Annotated in this window: 22 protein-coding genes and 1 pseudogene; 14 read left to right on the plus strand and 9 right to left on the minus strand. The window is 72.3% G+C overall.

Annotated features, from left to right (window positions below):
• The first annotated feature begins 1 nt into the window (after position 1).
• From rsmI to OJ254_RS12550, 6 genes are all read left to right on the plus strand, one after another.
• Positions 2-859 carry a 16S rRNA (cytidine(1402)-2'-O)-methyltransferase gene (rsmI, locus tag OJ254_RS12525; protein WP_265362389.1) on the plus strand — a complete coding sequence of 286 codons (858 nt, stop codon included), beginning with the start codon at positions 2-4 and terminating at the stop codon, positions 857-859.
• Positions 860-1,148: 289 nt separating this feature from the next.
• Positions 1,149-1,634, plus strand: coding sequence for a hypothetical protein (locus OJ254_RS12530; RefSeq protein ID WP_265362390.1), 486 nt, complete (start codon positions 1,149-1,151; stop codon positions 1,632-1,634).
• 32 nt (positions 1,635-1,666) lie between these two features.
• Entirely contained in the window at positions 1,667-2,542 is an 876-nt protein-coding gene (locus OJ254_RS12535; RefSeq protein ID WP_265362391.1) for a TatD family hydrolase, read from the plus strand.
• Between the two features lie 129 nt (positions 2,543-2,671).
• Positions 2,672-3,841 (plus strand): ubiquitin-like domain-containing protein, encoded by a 1,170-nt coding sequence (locus OJ254_RS12540; RefSeq protein ID WP_423835884.1) that lies wholly within the window; start codon positions 2,672-2,674, stop codon positions 3,839-3,841.
• Positions 3,838-4,716, plus strand: coding sequence for a 16S rRNA (adenine(1518)-N(6)/adenine(1519)-N(6))-dimethyltransferase RsmA (gene rsmA, locus OJ254_RS12545; RefSeq protein WP_265362393.1), 879 nt, complete (start codon positions 3,838-3,840; stop codon positions 4,714-4,716). The genes OJ254_RS12540 and rsmA overlap by 4 nt, the downstream gene beginning before the upstream one ends.
• Positions 4,713-5,612: a 4-(cytidine 5'-diphospho)-2-C-methyl-D-erythritol kinase gene (locus OJ254_RS12550; protein ID WP_265362394.1), complete on the plus strand. Its 900-nt coding sequence runs from the start codon at positions 4,713-4,715 to the stop codon at positions 5,610-5,612. Before rsmA ends, OJ254_RS12550 begins: the two co-directional genes overlap by 4 nt.
• 127 nt (positions 5,613-5,739) lie before the next feature.
• On the opposite strand, the gene OJ254_RS12555 is transcribed toward OJ254_RS12550, so the two are convergent.
• Positions 5,740-5,958 carry a DUF397 domain-containing protein gene (locus OJ254_RS12555; protein WP_265362395.1) on the minus strand — a complete coding sequence of 73 codons (219 nt, stop codon included), beginning with the start codon at positions 5,956-5,958 and terminating at the stop codon, positions 5,740-5,742.
• Positions 5,939-6,796, minus strand: a complete 858-nt coding sequence (locus tag OJ254_RS12560; RefSeq protein WP_265362396.1) for a helix-turn-helix domain-containing protein — start codon at positions 6,794-6,796, stop codon at positions 5,939-5,941. Before OJ254_RS12560 ends, OJ254_RS12555 begins: the two co-directional genes overlap by 20 nt.
• A 189-nt stretch (positions 6,797-6,985) precedes the next feature.
• Here OJ254_RS12560 and OJ254_RS12565 point away from each other — a divergent pair, with 189 nt between their 5' ends.
• Positions 6,986-7,201, plus strand: a complete 216-nt coding sequence (locus OJ254_RS12565) for a hypothetical protein (protein ID WP_265362397.1) — start codon at positions 6,986-6,988, stop codon at positions 7,199-7,201.
• A gap of 371 nt (positions 7,202-7,572) precedes the next feature.
• Here the strand turns inward: OJ254_RS12565 and OJ254_RS12570 are convergent, their stop codons facing one another.
• The gene (locus OJ254_RS12570) at positions 7,573-8,349 is read right to left on the minus strand and encodes an alpha/beta hydrolase (RefSeq protein WP_265362398.1); all 777 of its coding nucleotides are present in this window, start codon (positions 8,347-8,349) and stop codon (positions 7,573-7,575) included.
• Between the two features lie 125 nt (positions 8,350-8,474).
• Between OJ254_RS12570 and OJ254_RS12575 the strand changes: the two genes are divergently transcribed.
• Complete coding sequence (locus tag OJ254_RS12575) at positions 8,475-10,274, plus strand: ABC-F family ATP-binding cassette domain-containing protein (protein WP_265362399.1); 1,800 nt, start codon at positions 8,475-8,477, stop codon at positions 10,272-10,274.
• 43 nt (positions 10,275-10,317) lie between these two features.
• Here the strand turns inward: OJ254_RS12575 and OJ254_RS12580 are convergent, their stop codons facing one another.
• A complete protein-coding gene (locus tag OJ254_RS12580; RefSeq protein WP_265362400.1) occupies positions 10,318-11,223 on the minus strand; it encodes a hypothetical protein in 906 nt (301 codons plus the stop codon).
• 329 nt (positions 11,224-11,552) lie between these two features.
• On the opposite strand from OJ254_RS12580, the gene OJ254_RS12585 reads away from it, so the two are divergent.
• Positions 11,553-12,278 (plus strand): response regulator transcription factor, encoded by a 726-nt coding sequence (locus tag OJ254_RS12585; RefSeq protein ID WP_265362401.1) that lies wholly within the window; start codon positions 11,553-11,555, stop codon positions 12,276-12,278.
• Between the two features lie 30 nt (positions 12,279-12,308).
• Here OJ254_RS12585 and OJ254_RS12590 read toward each other — a convergent pair whose 3' ends face one another.
• Entirely contained in the window at positions 12,309-12,617 is a 309-nt protein-coding gene (locus OJ254_RS12590) for a hypothetical protein (RefSeq protein WP_265362402.1), read from the minus strand.
• 32 nt (positions 12,618-12,649) lie between these two features.
• A complete protein-coding gene (locus tag OJ254_RS12595; protein ID WP_265362403.1) occupies positions 12,650-14,320 on the minus strand; it encodes a sodium:solute symporter family protein in 1,671 nt (556 codons plus the stop codon).
• Between the two features lie 252 nt (positions 14,321-14,572).
• Between OJ254_RS12595 and galT the strand changes: the two genes are divergently transcribed.
• The 4 genes and pseudogenes from galT to OJ254_RS12615 all read left to right on the plus strand — a co-directional run bounded on the left by galT (position 14,573) and on the right by OJ254_RS12615 (position 18,835).
• Positions 14,573-15,625, plus strand: a complete 1,053-nt coding sequence (gene galT, locus OJ254_RS12600) for a galactose-1-phosphate uridylyltransferase (RefSeq protein WP_265362404.1) — start codon at positions 14,573-14,575, stop codon at positions 15,623-15,625.
• Positions 15,622-16,587: a UDP-glucose 4-epimerase GalE gene (galE, locus tag OJ254_RS12605; protein ID WP_265362406.1), complete on the plus strand. Its 966-nt coding sequence runs from the start codon at positions 15,622-15,624 to the stop codon at positions 16,585-16,587. The genes galT and galE overlap by 4 nt, the downstream gene beginning before the upstream one ends.
• A 23-nt stretch (positions 16,588-16,610) precedes the next feature.
• Positions 16,611-17,806: pseudogene (gene galK, locus OJ254_RS12610) on the plus strand (galactokinase).
• 270 nt (positions 17,807-18,076) lie between these two features.
• Positions 18,077-18,835 (plus strand): response regulator transcription factor, encoded by a 759-nt coding sequence (locus tag OJ254_RS12615; RefSeq protein ID WP_265362407.1) that lies wholly within the window; start codon positions 18,077-18,079, stop codon positions 18,833-18,835.
• A 257-nt stretch (positions 18,836-19,092) separates the two neighbouring features.
• Here OJ254_RS12615 and OJ254_RS12620 read toward each other — a convergent pair whose 3' ends face one another.
• The 3 genes from OJ254_RS12620 to OJ254_RS12630 all read right to left on the minus strand — a co-directional run bounded on the left by OJ254_RS12620 (position 19,093) and on the right by OJ254_RS12630 (position 22,764).
• Positions 19,093-21,096 (minus strand): beta-galactosidase, encoded by a 2,004-nt coding sequence (locus OJ254_RS12620; RefSeq protein ID WP_265362408.1) that lies wholly within the window; start codon positions 21,094-21,096, stop codon positions 19,093-19,095.
• Positions 21,097-21,167: 71 nt separating this feature from the next.
• Entirely contained in the window at positions 21,168-21,962 is a 795-nt protein-coding gene (locus OJ254_RS12625) for an SDR family NAD(P)-dependent oxidoreductase (RefSeq protein ID WP_265362409.1), read from the minus strand.
• A 304-nt stretch (positions 21,963-22,266) separates the two neighbouring features.
• The gene (locus tag OJ254_RS12630) at positions 22,267-22,764 is read right to left on the minus strand and encodes a MarR family winged helix-turn-helix transcriptional regulator (protein WP_030413445.1); all 498 of its coding nucleotides are present in this window, start codon (positions 22,762-22,764) and stop codon (positions 22,267-22,269) included.
• 178 nt (positions 22,765-22,942) lie between these two features.
• On the opposite strand from OJ254_RS12630, the gene OJ254_RS12635 reads away from it, so the two are divergent.
• The gene (locus tag OJ254_RS12635; protein ID WP_265362410.1) at positions 22,943-23,764 is read left to right on the plus strand and encodes a trans-aconitate 2-methyltransferase; all 822 of its coding nucleotides are present in this window, start codon (positions 22,943-22,945) and stop codon (positions 23,762-23,764) included.
• The last annotated feature ends 61 nt before the right edge of the window (positions 23,765-23,825 follow it).

Consider the following 23,825-nt stretch of genomic DNA (forward strand, 5'->3'; position numbering starts at 1 on the left):
GGTGACTGGAGTGCTGGTACTTGCAGGGACGCCCATCGGCGACATCGCGGACGCGCCGCCGCGGCTCGCCGCCGAACTGGCCGCCGCCGAGGTGATCGCCGCCGAGGACACCCGGCGACTGCGCCGGCTGACCCAGGCGCTGGACGTGACGCCCACCGCCCGGATCGTGTCCTACTTCGAGGGCAACGAGGCGGCCCGCACGCCGGAGCTCGCCGACGCGCTGGCCGGCGGCGCCCGGGTGCTGCTGGTCACCGACGCCGGGATGCCGTCGGTCTCCGACCCGGGCTACCGGCTGGTGGCGGCGGCCGTCGAGCGCGGCATCAAGGTCACCGCCGTACCGGGCCCGAGCGCGGTGCTCACCGCGCTGGCCGTCTCCGGACTGCCGGTGGACCGCTTCTGCTTCGAGGGCTTCCCGCCGCGCAAGGCCGGCGAACGGCGCTCCCGGCTGCGCGAGGTCGCCGACGAGCGGCGCACCCTGGTGTATTTCGAGGCGCCGCACCGGCTCGACGACACCCTTGCCGCGATGGCCGAGGTGTTCGGCGCGGACCGCCGGGCCGCGGTCTGCCGCGAGCTGACCAAGACGTACGAGGAGGTCAAGCGCGGGACGCTGGGCGAGCTGGCGACCTGGGCGGCCGAGGGCGTACGGGGCGAGATCACGATCGTCGTCGAGGGCGCCCCCGAGAGCGGGCCGCAGGAGCTGGCGCCCGAGGAGCTGGTGCGCCGGGTGCGGGTCCGCGAGGAGGCGGGGGAGCGGCGCAAGGAGGCGATCGCGGCGGTCGCGGCGGAGGCGGGGCTGCCCAAGCGGGAGGTCTTCGACGCGGTGGTCGCGGCGAAGAACGCGGAGAAAAGCGCCCCGTAGGCGGAGAAAGCCGCCCCGTAGACGGCCCTTACCGCGGGCTCACCGGCCACTCCGAAACCGGCCGCCGAAGAATAATGCGCAGGCCACGGAGAAAACCGACTCATCAGAAGGTAAATGACTGGCCGGAAAGGTAAAGCGCAGGCCGAGGCGTTGGGGTGATTTTCCTACCGTCGGCCAAATCTGCGCCAATACCGTCGGAGACCTGCTGCATCGCGCCACGGAAAGGCGTCCACTGGGGGAGGGACGAACCGTTCCCGAAGACCTTGTCCAGCGGACAAGAGGAGCGCACATGAGCGAGATCGCTAAGACCACCGCGGCGAACGCCACCGGCGTCCACCCCATCCCCCAGCCCGAGCCCTCCGCCCACGAGGCGTACTCCTTCGCCTGCATGAAGTGCGGATACGGCTGGGAGCAGGCGTACGAGATAGTCCACCAGCTCGACACCAAGGGCCGTGAGCGGGTCGTCTACTACACGGACGGCGAGCGGGTGCCGTCGCCGCTGACCTGCCCCACCTGCCTGAGCTGCGGCAGCAACGTCGTACGCATCATGCGCTCCGGACAGGTCTCGATGGTCTCCCACGCGATCGCGAACATGCACCAGCGCCAGCCGGCCGGCGAGAAGAACCACAAGGCCGAGAAGCACGACAAGAGCGAGAAGAAGGGGACGCCGGCCGCGGAGCGCACCGGCAGCACCGCCGAGGAGCCCCCGGAGGCCGGCAAGCACCACTGGCACCTCTCCGACCTGCTGCACCCCTTCCAGCACCACCGCCGGTGAGGCCCGGCCGCGGCCCTCGTAGGATCGCGGCCATGGCACCGCAGGACAAGAACACCCCGCCGCCGCTGCCCGAACCCCTTCGGGTGGCGGTCGCGGATTCGCACACCCACCTGGACATGCAGGAGGGAACGGTCGACGAGGCCCTCGCCAAGGCCGCCTCCGTCGGGGTGACGACGGTCGTCCAGGTCGGCTGCGACATCAAGGGCTCGCAGTGGGCCGCCGAGACCGCCGCCGCGTACGACAGCGTGCACGCCACCGTCGCCCTGCACCCCAACGAGGCCCCCCGGATCGTCCTCGGGGACCCTGACGGCTGGTCCCGTCAGGGCGCCCGCGAGCCGGGCGGCGACGCCGCGCTGGACGAGGCCCTCGCGGAGATCGACCGGCTCGCCGCCCTGCCCCAGGTCCGCGGCGTCGGCGAGACCGGCCTGGACCACTTCCGCACCGGCCCCGACGGCATCGCCGCCCAGGAGCGGTCCTTCCGCGCCCACATCGAGATCGCCAAGCGGCACGGCAAGGCCCTGGTCATCCACGACCGCGAGGCCCACGAGGACGTGCTGCGGATCCTGCGCGAGGAGGGCGCGCCCGAGCGGACCGTCTTCCACTGCTACTCCGGCGACGCCGAGATGGCCAGGACCTGCGCCGCGGCCGGCTACTTCATGTCCTTCGCCGGCAACGTCACCTTCAAGAACGCCCAGCCGCTGCGCGACGCCCTCGCCGTCGCCCCGCCGGAACTCGTCCTGGTCGAGACCGACGCCCCCTTCCTCACCCCCGCCCCGTACCGCGGACGGGCCAACGCCCCTTACCTCATTCCGGTCACCCTGCGCGCGATGGCCGACGTCAAGGGGATGACCGAGGACGCCCTGGCGACGGCCGTGGCGGCCAACACGGCACGCGCCTTCGGGTACTGATCACCGCGCCCGCCGCCGTCACCGCGGCGGGCCGGACGTCCCCCGAAGTGACCACTTACCGTATCGGTCCGACTTTGGAGAGTGACCGACGCTCGGCTAGCCTCCGCCCGTCAACCGCATCCGTGGCATGTGGAGCGCGCCGTGAGTCTTCCGCAGAGCAGCAGCCACCGCGCCGCGCGCGGCCGTCGCAGACGCCGCGCCGAACGCCCCGAAACCCTACGGCGGCTGCTGCCCCGGGCCGCGGTCGTCGCCTTCCTCGCCGGCGGCACCACCGCCTTCATCGCCCATGACAAGGCCGTCCGGCTCAGCATCGACGGCACCCCCCGCACCCTGCACACCTTCGCCGACGACGTCGAGGACCTGCTGGCCGACGAAGAGCTCGGCATCGGCGACCACGACATCGTCGCGCCCGCCCCCGGCAGCACCCTGCACAGCGGCGACCACGTCGTGGTCCGGCACGGCCGCCCGGTCGTGCTCACCATCGACGGCCGGCGCCACCAGGTGTGGACCACCGCCGACACCGTCGCCGGCGCCCTGCACCAGCTCGGGGTGCGCGCCGAGGGCGCCTACCTCTCCACCTCCCGCTCCCGCCGCATCGAGCGGCACGGCATGGAACTGGCGGTCCGCACCGAGCGCACCGTCGTCTTCGTCGCCGACGGCCGCGAACACCGCGTCCGCACCAACGCCGCCACCGTCCGCGAGGCCCTCGCCGAGGCCGGGCTGGCCCTGCGCGACCAGGACACCACCTCCGTACCGCCGGACAGCTTCCCGCGCGAGGGCCAGACCGTCTCCGTGCTGCGGATCACCGGCGGCAAGGAGGTCCGCGAGGAGCCCGTCCCGTTCCGCACCGTCAAACGCACCGACCCGCAGCTGGCCCGCGGCACCGAGGCGATCGTCCAGCAGGGGCGGCCCGGCGTGCGCCGGGTCACCTACCGGCTGCGCACCGTCAACGGCGTCAAGCAGAAACCGAAACGGCTGCACAGCGAGATCGTCCGGGCGCCCCGCCCGCAGATCGTGCACCTCGGCACCAAGGAACTGCCCCTCTCCGTACGCGGCACCGACCACCTCGCCTGGGGCGCCCTGGCGCGGTGCGAGGCCGGCGGCCGGCCCGACGCGGTCGACTCCTCCGGCACCTACGGCGGGCTCTACCAGTTCGACGTCGCCACCTGGCACGCCCTCGGCGGCCGCGGCCGGCCCCAGGACGCCCCCGCCGAGGAACAGACCTACCGCGCCAAGAAGCTCTACATCAGCCGGGGGGCGAGCCCGTGGCCGGTGTGCGGCCGTAAGCTTCACGGGTGAGCAAGAGTACGACCGACGAGTCCGGCCCGCTTCTGGGTCCCGCCGACATCCGCGAACTGGCCGCGACGCTGGGCGTACGCCCCACCAAGCAGCGCGGCCAGAACTTCGTCATCGACGCCAACACGGTCCGCCGGATCGTGCGGACCGCCGATGTCCGGCCCGACGACGTCGTCGTCGAGATCGGCCCCGGGCTCGGGTCACTGACCCTGGCCCTGCTGGAGACCGCCGACCGGGTCACCGCCGTCGAGATCGACGACGTCCTGGCGGCCGCGCTGCCGGCCACCGTCGCCGCCCGGCTGCCCGAGCGCGCCGACCGCTTCGCCCTGGTGCACAGCGACGCCCTGCACGTCACCGAACTCCCCGGCCCCGCGCCCACCGCGCTGGTCGCCAACCTGCCCTACAACGTCGCGGTGCCGGTGCTGTTGCACATGCTCGCCACGTTCCCGTCCATCGACCGCACCCTGGTCATGGTCCAGTCCGAGGTCGCCGACCGGCTCGCCGCCCGCCCCGGCAACAAGGTCTACGGCGTGCCGTCGGTCAAGGCCAACTGGTACGCCGACGTCAAGCGGGCCGGCGCCATCGGCCGCAACGTCTTCTGGCCCGCCCCCAACGTCGACTCCGGCCTGGTCTCCCTGGTCCGCCGGGAGCGGCCGGTGGACACCACGGCCGGCCGCGAGGAGGTCTTCGCCGTCGTCGACGCGGCGTTCGCCCAGCGCCGCAAGACGCTGCGGGCCGCGCTGGCGGGCTGGGCCGGCTCGGCCGCCGCGGCCGAGGCCGCGCTGGTCGCCGCCGGCGTCTCGCCGCAGGCCCGCGGCGAGGCACTGACGGTCGAGGAATTCGCACGGATCGCGGAGAACCGGGAGGCGGGCAAGTGACGACGACGGTGACGGTACGGGTCCCCGCGAAGGTCAACGTCCAGCTGGCGGTCGGCGCCGCCCGCCCCGACGGCTTCCACGACCTCGCCAACGTCTTCCTCGCGGTCGGTCTGTACGACGAGGTCACCGCCACCCCCGCGGACACCCTGCGGATCACCGCCGAGGGCCACGACGTCGACCGGGTCCCGCTGGACCGGACGAACCTGGCCGCCCGCGCCGCCGAACTCCTCGCCGCCCGCTACGGCCGCAGCCCGGACGTCCACCTCCACATCACCAAGGACATCCCGGTCGCCGGCGGCATGGCCGGCGGCAGCGCCGACGCCGCGGGCGCCCTGCTGGCCTGCGACGCCCTGTGGTCCACCGGCGCCTCCCGGGACGAACTCCTCGACCTCTGCGCCGAGTTGGGCAGCGACGTACCGTTCAGCCTGGTCGGCGGCGCGGCACTGGGCCGCGGCCGCGGCGAGCTCCTGACCCCGCTCCCCGTCGGCGGCGCCTTCCACTGGGTCTTCGCGGTCGCCGACGGCGGACTGTCCACCCCGGCCGTCTACCGCGAGTTCGACCGGCTGACGGAGGACACGGACGTGCCCGAGCCCGAGGCGGCCCCCGAGCTGCTCGCCGCCCTCGCGAGCGGTGACGCCACCGCCCTCGCCGCCACCCTCACCAATGACCTCCAGCCCGCGGCCCTCTCGCTGCGCCCGTCCCTGGCCGCCACCCTGGGCGCCGGCACCGCGGCCGGCGCCCTGGCGTCCCTGGTCTCCGGCTCCGGACCGACCACCGCCTTCCTGGTCAAGGACGCGGAGTCGGCCCGGTCCGTCTCCGCGGCGCTGCTGGCGTCGGGGACCTGCCGTGCGGTACGGGTGGCGGATGCGCCGGCGGCGGGGGCTACGGTTCTCTAGGGGGCGTTCCCGCAAGGGGTGTTCGAACGGATCCCGTAGGGGGACGCGAGGCCCCCTGCGGGGCCACAACGGGGCTAGGGCGGGCAATATTTCCCGCGGGCCGCGGCCCCCGCCCGCCCCGTACGGCTCAACTGCGGGGCAGCGCCGTACCCTTGACGGCGGAAACGAAGGACGACCAGGCCGCGGCGGGAAAGACTATCGCCGGCCCGTGCGGGTCCTTGGAGTCGCGTACGGGGACGACGCCGGGGAGGCCGTCGACCACCTCGACGCAGTTCCCGCCTTCACCGCTGGTGTAGCTGCTCTTGCGCCAGACGGCGGTGCTCAAGTCAATCCGGTTGCTTGCCATTTCGGTATCCCTCTGCGGCCGTCTCGATCATGGTTAGGGACGCCTTCGGCGGTAGTGCGGCAGCCCGGAGCCGATCGTATGCCTTGCGGTACTTCTTCACGAGAGTCGGATCGTCGAGGGTGTGAGCGCTGTACTCGGACTCCACGTAGGCCAGCGGCGGAGCATCAGAGAAGGTCGTGATCTGCAGCAAGCCGACCAGCATGAGGGGGTGTGGTCCGCAATTCCACGGGAGGATCTGTGGAACGATCCGGTGCCGCCGTGCCAGCGCCGCGATGTGGTCGGCCTGATCGGCCATCTCGTCCAGTGGGAGGATCGGGCAGCGCAGCACGGACTCGGGCATGATCACCCAGTACTCAGGCGTCTTGTGGTCGTCCTCGAACAGGTGAGTCCGCGCAGCGCGGGCGCTGACCTTCTCCTTCACTTCCTCGTCGATCGCCAGCGGAAGAGTTGCCCGTACCACCGCCGTGGCGTATGCCGCTGTCTGCAACAGACCGGGGATGAGGGTGGGGGACCACTCCTCGATGGTTTCCGCGCGTTTCTCGGCCTCCAATGCATCCTCGAACCAGCCGACATGGCCCTTCCTCTTCGCCTTCCGTACGTCCTCGCAGCGCCGCTTGAAGAAGCCGTCCGTCTTGAGCACCCTGTCCACGTGCTCGGCCAGCTCCGGCGGCATGCGTCGTTCGCCGCGTTCGATCTCGCTGAGGTGGCTCTGCCCGAAGAAGCTGCCCTCGACCAGCTGCTGGAGTGTGAGCCCGGCCAGTTCCCGCTGATAGCGCAGTTCCTTGCCGTAAAAGGTGGGGACTCCTGTCGAGCCGTCGATGTCTTTGCGTCGCGCCACGGTTCACCGCCGTACGGGTAGCTGATTCACGGTCGTTCCGGATGGGCCCCGCCGGTTCCCCGCATTGCCACAGCTCAACACCGCGCATTCCCCGCACTGCGACCGGGAGCCCAAACCCCTTTCACGCTACGCCGAGTGACGTCACTGTGTGAGCGGTTCGTTGCAATGCGTACAGGAAGGCGCACGGTCATGCCCATCCACCCCTCCACCCCCGAAGACGTGCACGACAGTGCTGAGGAGTTGCGTACCGCGCTCAAGGACAACGGCATCACGTTGCCCTCGCTCGGCGTCGATCTGCCGGGCTTCGCAGGGAGCTACGGCGTTCCGCTCGTCGCCCTTGGTAACTGCAACGAGGCCACCGCCCGCCAGCTCGCCGAGGTCCTTCGCAAGGCGGCCGCGCGGTGAACGGCATGACGGGATGCCTCCGAACGATCCTTGCAGCCCTTGAGACGCTGCTGAGTTGGTTACTTCCGGGGCGGGGCGGTCATCGGGGGAGCCGCAGTACCGGCGTCCATTGCGCCACCGCCGCCCCGCCGACGGCCCGGACGCGGCGTCGCCTGGTGCATGTCCGCCGGGTGCCGCCCGGCCTGCTCCTCCTGTGCGGGGAGGACAGCCGCCTCGTCCGGCCTTACGTGTGCGCGCCGGAGGTGTCGTATGCATCGGGGGCGGGGCAGAGCCCGCCGGCTCACGAGGTCAGGCGTCGGGAGCTGGCGGAGCGGATCCGGGTGCTCAACGCATGGTCGTCCGGCGGGTACGGGCGACGGTGACCGAGCGTGCTAGGGGTGAGCAGCGGGGGTCGCGCCCCCGGCCGCTGCCAGTACCCCCGCCACCAGTCGTCCCGCCGCCACCGCGGACCCGTCGTTGGTCGGGACGCAGCGGTCCGTCGTCGGATCGTAGGCGGTCATGATCACGCCGGCGTGGTCGGTGTCCGGCTCCTGCAACGTCACCGGGTGGCCCGCGGCGCGCAGCGCCTCGGCAAGGTCGCGGGAGTACTGGGGTGCCACGATCGGGTCGCGGCTGCCGTGGACGAGGTGCACCGGGACGGCCGGGTCCCGGCCCGCGGCGAGGTCGGCCAGCGGGGCGGTCCCGGTGGTGCGGGCCGGCAGGTCGTAGCGGCCCGCTATACCCACCACCGCCTTCGGCCGCCACTCCTCCGCAACCTCGGGCCGCAGCGCGACCCCCAGCGCGGCGCCGGCCCCCGCCGACCAGCCGGCCAGCACGAAGGACTCCCCGTTGCCGCCCAGCCCGCCCGCTTCCTTGCGGGCGAAGGCCAGCGACTCCAGGAGTTGCGACCGGCCGCCGTCCGCGGCGTCCGAGCGCCAGTCCGGTACGAGGACCAGCAGACCGCGCGTCGCCGCGGTGCGCGCCAGGGGTTCGAGGACGTCGCGTTCGTCGGGGCCGATGCCGTGCCAGAGGAGGACGGTGGGCAGCGGCCCGGCCGCCCCCGCCGGACGGTAGAGGTCCAGCAGCTCGCCGCCCGGCCCGTAGACCAGCCCGCGTTCCGTCTCCACCGGCGTGCCCGCGCCGGATGTGTCGGCATTTCCGGAAGTCATGCGATCACGCTATCCAACCCCGCCGCGGCCCCTCAGCCGCTTTCCCCGTCGGGGCGCTTCCGGAGGCCGACTACGCTGGGAAGGTCGATCGATGTGAAGCGCATCGTGGGAAGCGCAGGAGTGAGATGGCCGTCAACCTCGTCAATCTGGAAGCCGTCGGCAAGGTGTACGGGACCCGTGCCCTGCTCGACGGTGTTTCCCTCGGCGTCAACGAGGGGGACCGGATCGGCGTCGTCGGGCGCAACGGCGACGGCAAGACGACGCTGATCCGGATCCTGGCCAAGCTGGAGGGCGCCGACGACGGCCGGGTCACGCACGCCGGCGGCCTGCGGCTCGGCGTCCTGTCCCAGCACGACTCGCTCGACCCGGCCGCCACCATCCGGCACGAGGTCATCGGCGACCTCGCCGACCACGAGTGGGCCGGCAACGCCAAGATCCGCGACGTGCTGACCGGCCTCTTCGGCGATCTGCACCTGCCCGGCTTCACGCACGGCCTGGACACCGTCATCGGCCCGCTCTCCGGCGGTGAGCGGCGCCGGATCGCGCTCGCCCAGCTGCTGATCGCCGAACAGGACCTGATCGTCCTCGACGAGCCCACCAACCACCTCGACGTCGAGGGCATCTCCTGGCTGGCCCGGCACCTGCAGGCCCGGCGCTCGGCCCTGGTCGTCGTCACCCACGACCGCTGGTTCCTCGACCAGGTCTGCACCCGCATGTGGGACGTGCAGCGCGGCGATGTGCACGAGTACGAGGGCGGCTACAGCGACTACGTCTTCGCCCGCGCCGAGCGGGAGCGGATCGCGGCCAGCGAGGAGGCCAAGCGGCAGAACCTGATGCGCAAGGAGCTGGCCTGGCTGCGCCGCGGCGCCCCGGCGCGGACCAGCAAGCCCCGCTTCCGCATCGAGGCCGCCAACGAGCTGATCGCGGACGTCCCGCCGCCCCGCGACAGCGCCGAGCTGATGAAGTTCGCCAACTCCCGGCTGGGCAAGACCGTCTTCGACCTGGAGGACGTGACCGTCCAGGCCGGCCCGAAGGTGCTGCTCAAGCACCTGACCTGGCAGCTGGGCCCCGGCGACCGGATCGGCCTGGTCGGCGTCAACGGCGCGGGCAAGACCTCGCTGCTGCGGGCGCTGGCCGAGGCGGCCCGTACGTCGGGCGAGACGCAGCCGGCCGGCGGCCGGATCACCGTCGGCAAGACCGTGAAACTGGCCTACCTCTCGCAGGAGGTCGCCGAACTCGACCCGGACTGGCGGGTGCTGGAGGCCGTACAGCGGGTCCGGGAACGCGTCGACCTGGGCAAGGGCCGGGAGATGACCGCCGGCCAGCTCTGCGAGAAGTTCGGCTTCACCAAGGAGAAGCAGTGGACGCCGGTCGGCGACCTGTCCGGCGGTGAGCGCCGCCGGCTGCAGATCCTGCGGCTGCTGATGGACGAGCCCAACGTCCTCTTCCTCGACGAGCCCACCAACGACCTGGACATCGAGACGCTGACGCAGCTGGAGGACCTGCTCGACGGCTGGCCCGGCTCGCTGATCGTCATCAGCCACGACCGCTACTTCATCGAGCGCACCACCGACCGGGTCCAGGCCCTGCTCGGCGACGCCACGCTGCGGATGCTGCCGCGCGGTCTGGACGAGTACCTGGAGCGCCGCCAGAAGGTCATCGAGGCCGCCACCCCGGCGCCCGCGCAGCCGGCCGCGGCGGCGAAGAAGCCCGCGGCGCTCAACCGCGCGGCCCAGAAGGAGCTCCAGAAGATCGAGCGCCAGCTGGACAAGATCGGTGACAAGGAGGCGAAGCTGCACGCCCAGATCGCCGAACACGCCACCGACTTCGAGAAGGTCGCCGGCCTCGACGCCCAGCTCCGCGAACTGGCCGCGGAACGCGACGAGTTGGAGATGCGCTGGCTGGAGCTGGCGGAGGACGCGTAGGGGCGGGCCGGTGCGGTGGGCCGTCGGCCCACCGCAGCGGGCCTCAGCTCAACGGCTTGCGGACCTCGGTGCGGATCTTGCCCGCCTTGTCCGCGAACGCCTGGAGGTCGACGGACTGCGGGTCCTTGGACAGCTCCGCGGCGTCGGTCTGGGCGACGTTCATGGACGCGCTGGAGTCGGCCCATATGCAGAACGCCAGCGTGACCTTCTGCCCCATCTCCGTGCGCACGTCCACGCCACAGGTCAGCGGGTCACCGCCGCCGCTCGGCGTGAACTTCTTCTCCGGCACCGCGACGACCGTCTTCCCGTCGCGCGTCATCCCCTGGATGGCGTGCTCGACGCTGGTCTCCGGGTCGTCTATGGAGCCGTACATCCCCAGCATCACCATCGACTTGGTCCCGCTGGTGTACTGTCCGCCGACCGTCCGTAGGCCGTGTTCGTTGGCCCCGTCGTGCGGCACCGCGCTGTCGGCCTGCTGGGAGATGTCCTTGGCGAGCTTGTACTCCCCACCTGCCAGCGTCTGTGGCACCGTGATCCGGTACTTCGGGCCGCCTGAACCACCCGAACCGCCGGAACCGCCCCCGCGGAGCGCCACGGTCGACGCGATGCTCCCGACCACCAGCACACCCACGATCGCGCCGATAATCCCCCACACCTTTCCGCTCTTGTTCCGGGGCGGGACCGGCGGCATCATTCCGGGCCCGCCGTAACCGGGGTAACCCTGCGGCGGCACCCCGTAAGGCGACTGCGGCGGCGCTCCGTACGGCCCCTGGGCGGGTGCGTCGTAGGGCCCCTGCGGTGCGTACGGCCCCGGGGGCGGCGGTATCTGACCGCCCGGTACCTGGCCGCCCGGCACCTGCTGCGGGTATCCGCCGGGCTGACCGGCCGGGGACGGTCCGTAACCCGGCGCGCCCCCGAAGCCGTTGTGCGGCTGCTGCGGTGTACTCATGACGTTCCTTCGCTCGCGTTTCGCCCCACCCCGGCATCGAACCGCGTGCCGTGTGCACCGCATGGAGCCGGTCGTCCCGTCCCCCGCCTGCTGCCGTCAACTGTGGCACACGGCACCGACACCGCCCCGGAGGCGTTCCCCGCGCACGCCGGGGCCCAGGCGGAGTGTCTCGTTCAGGCGGCAATCGGCCCCGAATGGCCGGGATTCCAGCATTCCGGGGGGCTTCTGCCCGGTAGGGGGCGCGCATCGGCAATCGAGCGTGTAGCTTCCCGGGGACGAACGGCCCGGCCGGGGCGCGCCGGGGCCGCGCGGAGGGAGGGGGTTGCTCTATGGGCGTGCGGCTCATGGTGGTCGACGATCACCGGCTGCTCGCGGAGGCGCTCGCCTCGGCGCTGAAGCTGCGCGGTCACCGGGTGCTGGCGGCCGCCGCGCCGAGCGCCGGGGCCGCGGAGCTGGTGGTGAGCCGGGCGCCCGAGGTGTGCCTGCTGGGGACCTCGGCGCCCGCCCAGCCGGGCACCTTCGACCCGGTCGTACGGATCAAGAAGGAGCGGCCGCAGGTCGCGGTGGTGGTGCTGGGTCCGGTGCCCAGTCCGCGCGGGATCGCCGCGGCGTTCGCGGCCGGGGCGTCCGGGTACGTCCGCAACGACGAGCGGATCGAGGGCGTCGAACGGGCCATGATGAAGGCCAGGGCGGGGGAGTCGGCGGTCTCGCCGCAGCTCCTCCAGCAGGCGTTCGAGGAGTTGCTGCACCCGGCGGCGCAGCCGGACGACGAGGGCGCGCGGCTGCTGGAACTGCTCACCCCGCGCGAGGTCGAGGTCCTGATGCGGGTCGCGGACGGGGAGGACACCCGGCTGATCGCGGCCGGGATGGACATCGCGCCGAGCACCGCGCGCACGCACGTGCAGCGGGTGCTGATGAAACTGGAGGTCGGCTCCCGGCTGGAGGCGGCCGCGCTGGCGGCGCGCACCGGGCTGCTGGACCGGGCGGGCCGCGGACGGCCGGCGCGGACGACGGCGGCGGCGGGGACGGACGAGCCGTCCCCGCCGCCGCAGTAGGGCCGGGCCGCCGCGGCAGGCCGGCGCCGGTCAGCCCTCGGCGGGCCCGTCGCCGGCCGCGGCCCGGAGTTCCTCGGCCGTGGGCGGCACGGTCGGCCGCAGCTTCAGCCAGACCAGGAAGAACAGCCCGAGGACGAGCATGCCGAGGCCCGTCCAGAGGTTGATGTTGATGTCCTGGGCCTTCTTCAGGTCCGCGTCGGACGCGGTGATGCCGGCGATCGTGACGATCACGCCGTAGACGACGAACAGGCCGCCGATGATGCGCCGTACGTCGAAGAGCCGCGCGGCGGTCGCCGATTCGCGCTCCAGCTCCTCGACCTCGTGCTGGTAGTCACTCATGGTGGGTCAACTCCGCTGTTCGGGGCCGGGGTTCAGAAGGAGAACGGGACGTAGCAGACGGCGGACAGGATGAGCGCGCCCCAGCCCAGCAGGGCCGGGCGGCGGTACCAGGCGTCGTCGCCCTCGGCGGGCGGTTCCTCCATGCCGGGGGACCTCGTGCCGTAGACCAGTCCGGCCAGGGACTCGGCGGGCTTGGGCTTGGTGACCATGGTGACCACGACCATCACCAGCGCGCCGACGACGAACGCGACGATCGACGAGACGAAGTTGGCGCCCTGGTCCGAGGGGATCGCGATGATGCCCTGCTTGTAGAAGCCGAAGTAGTTGACCATGGCGGCGGCGGTGCCGGACAGCAGCCCCCAGAAGCCGGCCGCGGCGCTGGTCCGCTTCCAGAACATGCCGATGATGAACACCACGAACAGCGGGACGTTGAAGAAGGAGAACAGCGTCTGGAGGTAGTTCATGATGTTGCTGAAGGACGAGGCGATGAAGGCGGTGCCCATGCCGATCAGCACGCCGACCGCGGTGACCACGCGTCCGGTCCTCAGGTAGTACGCGTCCTCGCGGCCCTTCTTCAGGTACGCGGCCCAGATGTCGTTGGTGAAGACCGTGTTGAAGGACGACACGTTGGCGGCCATACCGGCCATGAAGGCGGCGAGCAGACCGGTGACGGCGATGCCGAGGACGCCGTTGGGGAGCAGGTCGCGCATCAGGACCGGGATCGCGTCGTTGTACTGCAGCCCGTCCTTGCTCTTGCCCAGCGTCGGCTCCATGACCAGCGCGATCAGGCCGGGCACGACGACGACCATGGGTATGAAGATCTTCGGGAAGGCGGCGATCAGCGGGGTGCGCTTGGCGGCCGAGAGGTTCTTCGCGGACAGCGCGCGCTGCACCTCGGCGAAGTTGGTGGTCCAGTAGCCGAAGCTCATCACGAAGCCGAGGCCGAGGACGATGGTCAGCCAGTTGGCGCCCAGCGGGTTGCCCTCGCCGATGCCGGTGCCCTTCCAGGCGGTCAGGAACGCGTCACCGTGCGAGGAGGTCAGCGAGTCGGTCAGGCCGTGCCAGCCGCCGACGCGCTTGAGGCCGACGACGGTCAGCGGGATCAGCGCGGCGAGGATGACGAAGAACTGCAGCACCTCGTTGTAGATCGCCGAGGACAGCCCGCCGATGGTGATGTACGCCAGCACGAAGAAGCCGGCGACGACGATCGCCACCCACTGCGGCCAGCCGAGCAGCGCCTGCAGCACGATCGCCATCGCGTAGAGGTTGACGCCCGCGATGAGCACGGACGAGACGGCGAAGATGACCGACGACAGCAGGTGCGAGGACGGGCCGAAGCGGTGCAGCAGGAACTCCGGCACCGAGCGGACCTTGGAGCCGTAGTAGAACGGCATCATCACCAGGCCGAGGAAGACCATCGCCGGGATGGCGCCGATCCAGTACCAGTGGACGGTGTAGGCGCCGTACTGCGCGCCGTTGGCGGCCATCCCGAGGATCTCGGTGGCGCCGAGGTTGGCGGCGACGAACGCCAGGCCGGTGACCCAGGCGGGCAGGGACCGCCCGGAGAGGAAGAAGTCCAGGCTCGTCCTCACGCTGCGCTTGGCCGCGAAGCCGATGCCGAGGACGACGACGAAGTAGAGGGCCAGGATCGTGTAGTCGAGCCCGTTGGTGGGCAGCCGTAGCCCTTCGGCCAGATTGATCATGTCGTAGCTCGCTTCTTTGCGTGCGGCGGTTGCGGGCGGTCGGAACGCACAGAAAGCTACGCTTGGGCGGTCAGAAACTGAACACTTTTGTTCGTTTGAGTTGTTGGATCGTGATGAGGGAGGGGCATATGCCCCGCCTCGTCCGGCGCTGCCCGCACGGCCACGGCGGCCTGGTCCGGCGTTGACGCAACTGTTTAGTTGTGCTTCATTGTGTTTGTTTGTGTTTGGTCGGTGAGGTGAGGAGCCCCCGGGGTGAAGAAGACGACGACGCGGCTCGCGGACGGCCGGGAGCTGATCCACTACGACTCGCGCGACGACGTCGTACGCGACGCCGTCGACCGGCGCCCCCTCGACCCGGTCGCCACCGCCGCCGAGATCCGCGCCGACCGCCTCCTCGGTGACCGCGTCGCCATCGCCTCGCACCGCCAGGCCCGCACCTACCACCCGCCGGCCGACGCATGCCCGCTGTGCCCCTCCCGCGAGGGCCGGCAGTCCGAGATCCCCGCCGCCGACTACGACGTGGTCGTCTTCGAGAACCGTTTCCCCTCCCTCGCCGGGGACCACGGCCGCTGCGAGGTCGTCTGCTTCACCCCCGACCACGACGCGTCGTTCGCCGACCTCACCGAGGACCAGGCCGCCCTGGTCCTCGCCGCCTGGACCGACCGCACCGCCGAACTCTCCCAACTCCCCGGCGTCGCGCAGGTCTTCTGCTTCGAGAACCGCGGCGCGGAGATCGGCGTCACCCTCGGCCACCCGCACGGCCAGATCTACGCCTACCCCTTCGTCACCCCGCGCACCGAGCGGATGCTGCGCTCGCTCGCCACCCACCGCGAGGCCACCGGACGCAACCTCTTCGACGACGTCGTCGCCGACGAACGGGCCGACGGCCGGCGCATCGTCCTCGACGGCGACCACTGGGTGGCCTTCGTCCCGTACGCCGCCCACTGGCCCTACGAGGTGCACCTCTACCCCAAGCGCCGGGTGCCCGACCTGCTCGCCCTCGACGACGCCGCCCGCGCCGAATTCCCGCGGCTCTACCTGGAGCTCCTGCGGCGCTTCGACCGGATCTTCGACACCGGCGCCGGCGCCCCGCCGACCCCCTACATCGCCGCCTGGCACCAGGCGCCGCACCGCACCGCACAGCGCCCGGACTTCGCCCTCCACCTTGAGCTTTTCACCATTCGCCGGACTTCCGGCAAGCTGAAGTTCCTCGCGGGTTCCGAATCCGGCATGAACGTGTTCATCAACGACGTGCCGCCGGAAGCCGCGGCCGAGCGACTGCGAGAGGTAGCGAGCAAGCCATGAGCAAGTACCTGGTGACGGGCGGGGCGGGGTATGTCGGAAGTGTGGTGGCCCAGCACCTGCTGGAGGCCGGCCACACCGTGACCGTGCTCGACAACCTCTCCACCGGCTTCCGGGCCGGCGTCCCCACGGGCGCCGACTTCATCGAGGGCGACATCCGCGACGCCGCGAAGTGGCTGGACGCCTCCTACGACGCGGTGCTGCACTTCGCCGCGTTCTCCCAGGTCGGCGAGTCCGTCGTCAAGCCCGAGAAGTACTGGGACAACAACGTCGGCGGCACCATGGCGCTGCTGGCGGCGATGCGCACCGCGGGCGTGCGCAAGCTGGTCTTCTCCTCCACCGCGGCCACCTACGGCGAGCCGGTGAACACCCCCATCACCGAGACCGACCCGACCGCCCCCACCTCCCCCTACGGCGCCAGCAAGCTCGCCGTCGACCACATGATCAGCGGCGAGGCCGCCGCCCACGGCCTGGCCGCGGTCTCGCTGCGCTACTTCAACGTCGCCGGCGCCTACGGCAGCTGCGGCGAGCGCCACGACCCCGAGTCGCACCTCATCCCGCTCGTCCTCCAGGTCGCCCAGGGCCGGCGCGAGGCGATCTCCGTCTTCGGCGACGACTACCCCACCCCCGACGGCACCTGCGTCCGCGACTACATCCACGTCGCCGACCTGGCCGACGCCCACCTGCTGGCCCTGGACGCCGCCACCGCCGGCGAGCACCTGATCTGCAACCTCGGCAACGGCAACGGCTTCTCCGTCCGCGAGGTCATCGAGACCGTCCGCACGGTCACCGGCCACCCCATCCCCGAGGTCACCGCCCCGCGCCGCGGCGGCGACCCGGCCGTCCTGGTGGCCTCCGCCAAGACCGCCGCCGACCGCCTCGGCTGGCAGCCCCGCCGCGCCGACCTCGCGGGCATCGTCGCCGACGCCTGGGCGTTCGCGCAGAGCCTCGACCACACCAGCTAGCCGCACCGGACGAAGGAGCCCTGATGGCAGGTCACGAAGCCGCCACCCCGACCACCGGGCGCCCGCACGGCGCCCGGCACACCGCGGACCGGTTCGCCGCGGTGTACGGCGCCGCCCCCACGGGCATCTGGGCGGCGCCCGGCCGGGTCAACCTGATCGGTGAACACACCGACTACAACGACGGCTTCGTGCTGCCGCTGGCGCTCCCGCACACCACCCTCGCCGCCGCCGCACCCCGCACCGACGGGGTGCTGCGGCTGCACTCCGGCGGCGCCGACGGCGGCGTCGTCGAACTCCGCATCGACGCGCTGCGGCCCACCGCCCAGGGAGGGTGGGCCGCCTACCCGGCCGGCATCGTCTGGGCGATGCGGGAGGCCGGACTGCCCGTCGGCGGCGCGGACCTGCACTACGACAGCACCGTGCCCACCGGCGCCGGACTCTCCTCCTCCGCCGCCCTGGAGGTCGCCACCGCTCTCGCCCTCAACGACCTCTACGCCCTCGGCCTGGAGCCGCAGCGGCTGGCCCGGATCGCCCAGCGGGCCGAGAACGCCTTCGTCGGCGTGCCCTGCGGGATCATGGACCAGACCGCCGCGGCCTGCTGCACCGAAGGCCATGCGCTGTTCCTGGACGCCCGCGACCTGACCCACCGGCAGGTGCCGTTCGACCTCGCGGGGGAGGGGCTGCGGCTGCTGGTCGTCGACACCCGGGTGAAGCACGAGCTGGGGGACGGCGCGTACGCGGAGCGGCGCGCCGGCTGCGAGCGCGGAGCGCGGGCGCTCGGGGTGCGGGCCCTGCGCGACGTGTCCGGTGCGCATCTGCCCGAGGCCCTCGCCGAGCTCGCCGGCGAACCCGGCGTGCAGGCCCTGGTCCGCCACATCGTCACCGAGAACCAGCGGGTCGAAGAGGTCATCGCCTGCCTGGACGCCGGCCGCACCCGCGCCATCGGCCCGCTGCTGACCGCCGGCCACGCCTCGCTCCGCGACGACTTCACGATCTCCTGCCCGGAACTCGACCTCGCCGTCGACACCGCCCTCGCCGCGGGCGCCCTCGGGCCCGGATGACCGGCGGCGGCTTCGGCGGCTCGGCGATCGTCCTCGTCGAGGAAGCCGCCGCCGCCGACATCGGCACGGCGGTCACCGCAGCCTTCGCGGCCGCCGGCCACCTGGAACCGCGGATCTTCGAAGCCGTACCCAGCGCCGGAGCGCACCGGCTCCAGTAGGGCGCGACGGGCGGCGTGCGGCCATCGGGGCGTCACCAAATGGACGGGCTGCGACAGCAGTTTGGCCATTCACCTTCCCTCGCCGCGGCCCGTCCGTACCCTGAGATCCTGCACCGGTGGGGCCGGTGCTGATCAGGGGGCGAGACCGTTCGGGTACGGCGCCTGGGGTGGGGGTAGTCATGTCGGCACGGCGGCGGCCGTGCGACCGAGGCGATCTTCAATCCGGGCGTCGTGCCCGCTATGGTCCGTTCACCGAGACAGGGGGTCTCTGTGCAACGCATCCGGGTTCTGGTGGTCGACGACCACCGCATCTTCGCCGAATCCCTGGCAGCCGCGCTCGCCGCGGAGCAGGACGTGGACGTCGCGGCCGCGGGCAGCGCCCCGGCCGCCCTGCGCAACCTCGACCGGGCGGTCACCGACGGCCGCCGCTTCGACGTGCTGCTCGCCGACGCCGACCTGGCCGCGCCGCTGCTCGCGGTGCCGGCACAGGGCACGGCCCGTGAGCAGGTCGTCCCGCGCAGCTGCCCGCGGGACGGCATCGCGCTGGTCTCCGGCCTGCGCACCAGCCACCCGTACCTGCGTACGGTCGTCGTGGCCGACCGCGACGACCCGCGCCGGGCGGCCGCCGCCCTGCAGGCCGGCGCGTCCGGCTGGGTCGCCAAGGACTGCTCGCTGTCCCGGCTGCTCGCCGTGATCCGCGGCGTGCTGCGGGACGAAACGCATCTGCCGCCGGCGCTGCTGACCGGTGTGCTGCGCGAGCTGACGGCCGCCCGCAAACACCGTTCGGAGAGCGAGCGGCTGGTCGAGTCGCTCACCCCGCGCGAACGCGAGGTGCTCCGCTGCATGGTGGCCGGCCTGGGCCGCAAGGCCGTCGCCGAGCGGCTGTTCCTCTCCCCGCACACGGTCCGCACGCACATGCAGAACGTGCTCGGCAAGCTGGGAGTGCACTCGACCCTCGCCGCGGTGGCGCTGGCGCGCCGGGCGGGGGTGGGGCCGGTGGAGCTTGAGCCGGTGCCGGCTGTGCCGTAGCCCCACGTACTTGGCTGTCCCGCCGTGGTGGTTCTCGCCGTTGCGCTTTGCGGCGCCCCGCACGTACCTGTCTGTCCCGCCGCGGGTCGTCTCGCCGTTGCGCCTGCGGCGGGCTGGGTTGTGGTGGGTGCGGTGACGGGCCTCCGGGGCCTGGTGTGTGGACTGCTGACGCTTTACGTCCACACACCAGGCCCCTCCGGCCCGTCCCCTCCCGTGAGGGGGAAGTGACGAGCCGGTGGGGGTGTACGTAGCGCCTTTCAGCGCGCAGGGGATGTGGAAGGACCCATCAGGACCGCTACGCCGCGGGGTGGCAGGGTGAGCTGGGTGACGGTGGGGCCGTCGGGGGTCAGTGCGTCGTGGAGTGGCCTCGGGAGGGTGATGTCGGCGGGGTCCGCGCCGTGGTTGAGGAGGAAGAGGTAGCGGTCGTGGGTGCCCTCCCGGAGGGTGGCCTGGACGCCGGGGGGCAGGTTCGGGAGTACGGGGGTGACGCCCGCTTCCGACCGCACGTCGTCCAGGAGGGCGCGTAGCAGCGCGGGGTCCGGGCGGGTCGCGACGTACCAGGCGGTGCCCTGGCCGTAGGTGTGGCGGGTGAGGGCGGGGCGGCCGGTGAGGTCGCCGTTGGTGAAGTGGGCCAGTGGCTCGGCCCCTTGGAGGTCGATGGCCTCGGACCACAGGTCCGCCCGGCCGGTGTACGCGCCGTCTCCGAGGCTCACGGACTGGTGCGCGGCCAGTGGCCAGAATTCCTCGACGCGCAGGCCCAGCAGTTCTCGTAGCGGCCCCGGGTAGCCGCCCGGGTGGACGCGGTCGTGTGCGTCGACGATGCCGGAGAAGAACGACACCAGCAGCCGCCCGCCGTCGCGCACGTAGTCGGCCAGCCGCTCCGCGTCCCGTTCGGTCAGCAGGTAGAGGTTGGGGACGACGACCAGGCGGTAGCCGGTCAGATCGCGCTGGGGCGGGAGCACGTCGCAGGCCACGCCGGCCTCGAACAGGGGGCGGTAGTGGTCCAGCGCGATCCGGGAGTGGTCCAGTGCGGTGGACGGTTTGGAGTCCAGCTCCAGTGCCCACCAGCTGTGCCAGTCCGCCAGCAGTGCCACCTCGGCCCGGGACCGGGTGCCCTCGATGCCGGGAACGGCCGCGAGCTCCCGTCCCAGTTCCGTCACCTCGCGGAAGGTCCGGGTGCCGGTCCCGCCGTGCGGCACCATCGCCGAGTGGAACTTCTCGGCGCCGCCCAGCGACTGCCGCCACTGGAAGAACAGCACCGCGTCCGCGCCCTGTGCGACGGCCTGCCAGCTCCACAGCCGCATCGCACCGGGCGGCTTGGGGCCGTTGCGGGGGCGCCAGTTGACCGCGCTCGGTGCCTGCTCCAGCAGCAGCCAGGGCTGCCCGGACCGCGCGGACCGCATCAGGTCGAAGACGTAGCCGGCCCGGACGTGGTCGTCGGCGGCGTACGGGTCCTGGTAGAAGTCCAGTGCCATCGCGTCCATATGGGGCGCCCAGGCGAACGCGTCCACCGGTTTGTGCTGTGGCATCAGGTTGGTGGTGACCGGTACCTCGGGTGTGAGCCGTTCCAGGACCTCCTTCTCGGCGAGGTAGCAGGCGCGCAGTGCCTCGTCGCCGAACCGCAGGTAGTCCAGCTGCTGGGCGGGGTTGGGGAAGGTGGGGGCGGTGCGCGGCGGCAGCACCTCGTCGAAGTCGCCGTAGCCCTGCGACCAGAAGGCCGTCGACCAGGCCGCGTTGAGTGCGTCGATGCTGCCGTAGCGGGTGCGCAGCCAGCGCCGGAAGTCCGCGGCCGACACGTCGCAGAAGCACTGCCGGGTGTGGCAGCCGTACTCGTTGCCGACGTGCCACATGGCCAGCGCCGGATGGTCCGCGTAACGGGTGGCGAGCTGCTCGACGAGGCGTACGGCGTGGGTGCGGTAGACGGGGCTGGAGGGGCAGTAGTGCTGCCGGCCGCCGGGCCAGCGGCGCTGTCCGTCCGGGCCCTCGGGGAGGATCTCGGGGTGCGCGCGGGACAGCCAGGGTGGCGGTGAGGCGGTCATGGTCGCCAGACAGACGGCGATGCCGGCGCCGGCCAGCCCGTCCATGACCCGGTCGAACCACCCGAAGTCCCATTGCCCGGGCCGGGGTTCGACCTTCGCCCAGGAGAAGATCCCGGCGGTGACCATGGTGACGTGGGCCGCCTTCATCAGCTCCAGGTCCTCGGCCCACACCTCCTCGGGCCACTGCTCGGGGTTGTAGTCGCCGCCGAAATGGATGCCCATCGGTCCCCCCAGGGGTCGAAGCTCGGGCGGGCCGGTCCGTGGCCCGCGGGCGCCCGGGACCCGCGTCCCGGTCAGGACGAGTTCTTGTACACGCTCCAGCCGCCGTCCACGACGAGGCTCGCGCCGGTGATGAAGGACGCCTCGGCGGAGAGCAGGAAGGCGATCGCGGCGGCGATCTCCTCGGGCCGTCCCAGCCGGCGCGCGGCCGTCTCCGCGGCGGCGGCCTGCCGTTCCTCCTCGCCGATCCCGTCCCAGGCCGCGGTCAGCACGGGCCCCGGCAGCACGCTGTTGACGCGTACCTCCGGCCCGTATTCGACGGCCAGTTGGCGGCCCAGCCCGGTCAGTCCGGCCTTCGCCGCCGCGTAGGCGGGCCGGCCCGGCAGCCCCACCAGGGCGTGCACGGACGAGGTCAGCACCACCGCGCCGTGCCGCTCCCGCAGGTCCGCGAGGGCGGCCCGCACGCCGAGGAACGAGCCGGTCAGGTTCACCGCGAGCTGCCGCTCCCAGTCGGCGAGCGGGGTGCGGTCGGCCGGTGCCACGTACGGCAGGTAGGCGTTGCTCACCAGCCCGTCCACCGGGCCGTAGCGCCGTCGCGCGGCCTCGACGGCCCGCTGCCAGTCCGCCTCGCCGGCCACATCGCCGTGCTCGAACGAGGCCCGGCCGCCGGCCGCGCGGATCCGCCGGGCGAGGTGCTCGCCGCGGGCGTCGTCGAGGTCCAGCAGCAGGACGCCGGCGCCCTCGGCGGCCAGCCGGTCGGCGGTGGCCGCCCCGATACCGGCGGCGGCCCCGGACACCACGACCGTACGGCCCTCGAACCGCCTGCCGTACGGGCCGCGGGGCCGGCGCGGTGCGCGTTGCTGGCTCATGGCGCGATCCAAGTGCACAACGGGAGCGGGCTGCAAGGGGACGGGGTGCACAGGGGGCGCGCGTCGAATCATGGGGCGCATTACGCAGGCTTACGCGCCCCCAAATTCCGTGTGTGGCACTGGGGCGCACGCGGGCTGACGGTGTGTTTCCGCGGTGGCGCCCCCGCCCTCGCGACCTCTGGCGACCGCGCCCGCGCCGCCGCCCGGGGAGTACGCGCCCTCTCCCGCCCCGGAAAGTCGACGCGGGCGGGGCGGCGGGCCGCCGCCGGAAGCCGGACGGGCGCACCGGGGCGTCGGCGACCGGCTACCCCGGGATGTTGTCGAACGGCCCGGTCAGCTTCCGTAGCAGGCCGGCCAGTTCGCCGCGCTGCTGACGGGAGAGTTCGGCCAGAATGGCGCGTTCCTGTACCAGCAGGCCGGCCAGTGACTGGTCGGCCTTGTCGCGGCCCTCCGGAGTCAGCCTGACCAGCACTCCGCGCCGGTCGCTGGGGTCGGGCAGCCGCTCGACGAGGTTCTTCTTGGCGAGCCGGTCGATGCGGTTGGTCATCGTCCCCGAGGTGACCAGTGTCTGCGTCAGCAGTGCTCCGGGGGAGAGTTGATACGGCGCCCCGGCCCGGCGCAGCGCCGTCAGGACGTCGAACTCCCAGGGTTCCAGGCCCACCTCGGCGAACGCGATGCGGCGGGCCCGGTCGAGGTGTCTGGCCAGCCTGGAGACGCGGCTGAGGACCTCAAGCGGTTCCACGTCGAGGTCCGGGCGCTCCCGGCGCCATGCTGCGACCAGTCGGTCGACCTCGTCCTCCATGACGATCAGTGTAAAGGGTCTGTCGACATGAAGTCTCTTGACGTCGAGATATATTTCGCTGGACTATGGGGCATCGTCGGCGGAGGCTCGGTTTCCGGCCGCCACGGCCCGAACCGGACCTGCTCACCCGACCGCGCCAAGCCCTGTGCCAGCCCTGCACGACGAAAGGGTTCTGAACATGCACGACGCACCAACCTGGGATCCGCAGCAGTACCTCCGCCACTCCGGGCACCGCACCCGCCCCTTCCTCGACCTGCTCGCCCGGATACCGGACCTGCCCCGCCGGGGCCGCCCCGCCCGCATCGCCGACCTCGGCTGCGGCCCAGGCAACGTCACCGCCCAGCTCACCATCCGCTGGCCCGACGCGCACATCACCGGATACGACAACTCCCCCGAGATGCTCAAGGAAGCCGAGACCTGCGCCGGCCCCACCCCGGGCGGCGGCCACCTCGACTTCGCCCCCGCCGACGCCGCCGACTGGACCCCCGACGAGCCCTTCGACCTGATCGTTTCCAACGCGGCGCTGCAATGGGTTCCCAACCATCCCGAGTCCCTGCCGCGCTGGATCGACGCCCTCCCGCCCGGCGGCACCCTCGCCTTCCAGGTCCCCGGCAACTTCACCTCGCCCAGCCATGCCCTCCTGGGCGAGCTGTGCGACGCCCCCCAGTGGCGCGAACGCCTCACCACCCACGGCCGGCGCTTCGTCCACATCCTCGAACCCGCCGCCTACCTCGAACGCCTCGCCGACCTCGGCTGCGACGCCGACGTCTGGGAAACCACCTACGTCCAGCTCCTGGCGGGCGACGACCCGGTCCTCGACTGGGTCAAGGGCACCGCCCTGCGCCCCGTCCTGACCGCCCTGGAGGACGACCCCGTGGCCCGCGAGGCATTCCTCGCCGAATACCGCGACGCCCTCCGCAAGGCCTACCCCACCGGCCCCCACGGCACCGTCTTCCCCTTCCGCCGCATCTTCGCGGTGGCCCAGAAGCCGCCGGCCTGATCCACGCCCCGTGAAACCGGCCTCGACCACACCAGCTCGCCGCCTGCCTGGGGAGGCAAGG

The sequence above is a fragment of the Streptomyces endophytica genome (assembly GCF_026153355.1).
Taxonomy (GTDB): Bacteria; Actinomycetota; Actinomycetes; order Streptomycetales; family Streptomycetaceae; genus Streptomyces; species Streptomyces endophytica.

Bases quoted from the DNA above. Each gene is read 5' to 3' on its own strand.
- OJ254_RS12535 (WP_265362391.1), top strand. From the start codon at position 1,667: ATGGCACCGCAGGACAAGAACACCCCGCCGCCGCTGCCCGAACCCCTT.
- OJ254_RS12635 (WP_265362410.1), top strand. From the start codon at position 22,943: ATGCACGACGCACCAACCTGGGATCCGCAGCAGTACCTCCGCCACTCC.
- OJ254_RS12620 (WP_265362408.1), bottom strand. From the start codon at position 21,096: ATGGGCATCCATTTCGGCGGCGACTACAACCCCGAGCAGTGGCCCGAG.
- OJ254_RS12575 (WP_265362399.1), top strand. From the start codon at position 8,475: ATGGCCGTCAACCTCGTCAATCTGGAAGCCGTCGGCAAGGTGTACGGG.
- OJ254_RS12630 (WP_030413445.1), bottom strand. From the start codon at position 22,764: ATGGAGGACGAGGTCGACCGACTGGTCGCAGCATGGCGCCGGGAGCGC.
- OJ254_RS12580 (WP_265362400.1), bottom strand. From the start codon at position 11,223: ATGAGTACACCGCAGCAGCCGCACAACGGCTTCGGGGGCGCGCCGGGT.
- OJ254_RS12565 (WP_265362397.1), top strand. From the start codon at position 6,986: ATGCCCATCCACCCCTCCACCCCCGAAGACGTGCACGACAGTGCTGAG.
- OJ254_RS12570 (WP_265362398.1), bottom strand. From the start codon at position 8,349: ATGACTTCCGGAAATGCCGACACATCCGGCGCGGGCACGCCGGTGGAG.
- OJ254_RS12555 (WP_265362395.1), bottom strand. From the start codon at position 5,958: ATGGCAAGCAACCGGATTGACTTGAGCACCGCCGTCTGGCGCAAGAGC.
- OJ254_RS12625 (WP_265362409.1), bottom strand. From the start codon at position 21,962: ATGAGCCAGCAACGCGCACCGCGCCGGCCCCGCGGCCCGTACGGCAGG.
- OJ254_RS12590 (WP_265362402.1), bottom strand. From the start codon at position 12,617: ATGAGTGACTACCAGCACGAGGTCGAGGAGCTGGAGCGCGAATCGGCG.
- OJ254_RS12585 (WP_265362401.1), top strand. From the start codon at position 11,553: ATGGGCGTGCGGCTCATGGTGGTCGACGATCACCGGCTGCTCGCGGAG.
- galE (WP_265362406.1), top strand. From the start codon at position 15,622: ATGAGCAAGTACCTGGTGACGGGCGGGGCGGGGTATGTCGGAAGTGTG.
- OJ254_RS12595 (WP_265362403.1), bottom strand. From the start codon at position 14,320: ATGATCAATCTGGCCGAAGGGCTACGGCTGCCCACCAACGGGCTCGAC.
- OJ254_RS12530 (WP_265362390.1), top strand. From the start codon at position 1,149: ATGAGCGAGATCGCTAAGACCACCGCGGCGAACGCCACCGGCGTCCAC.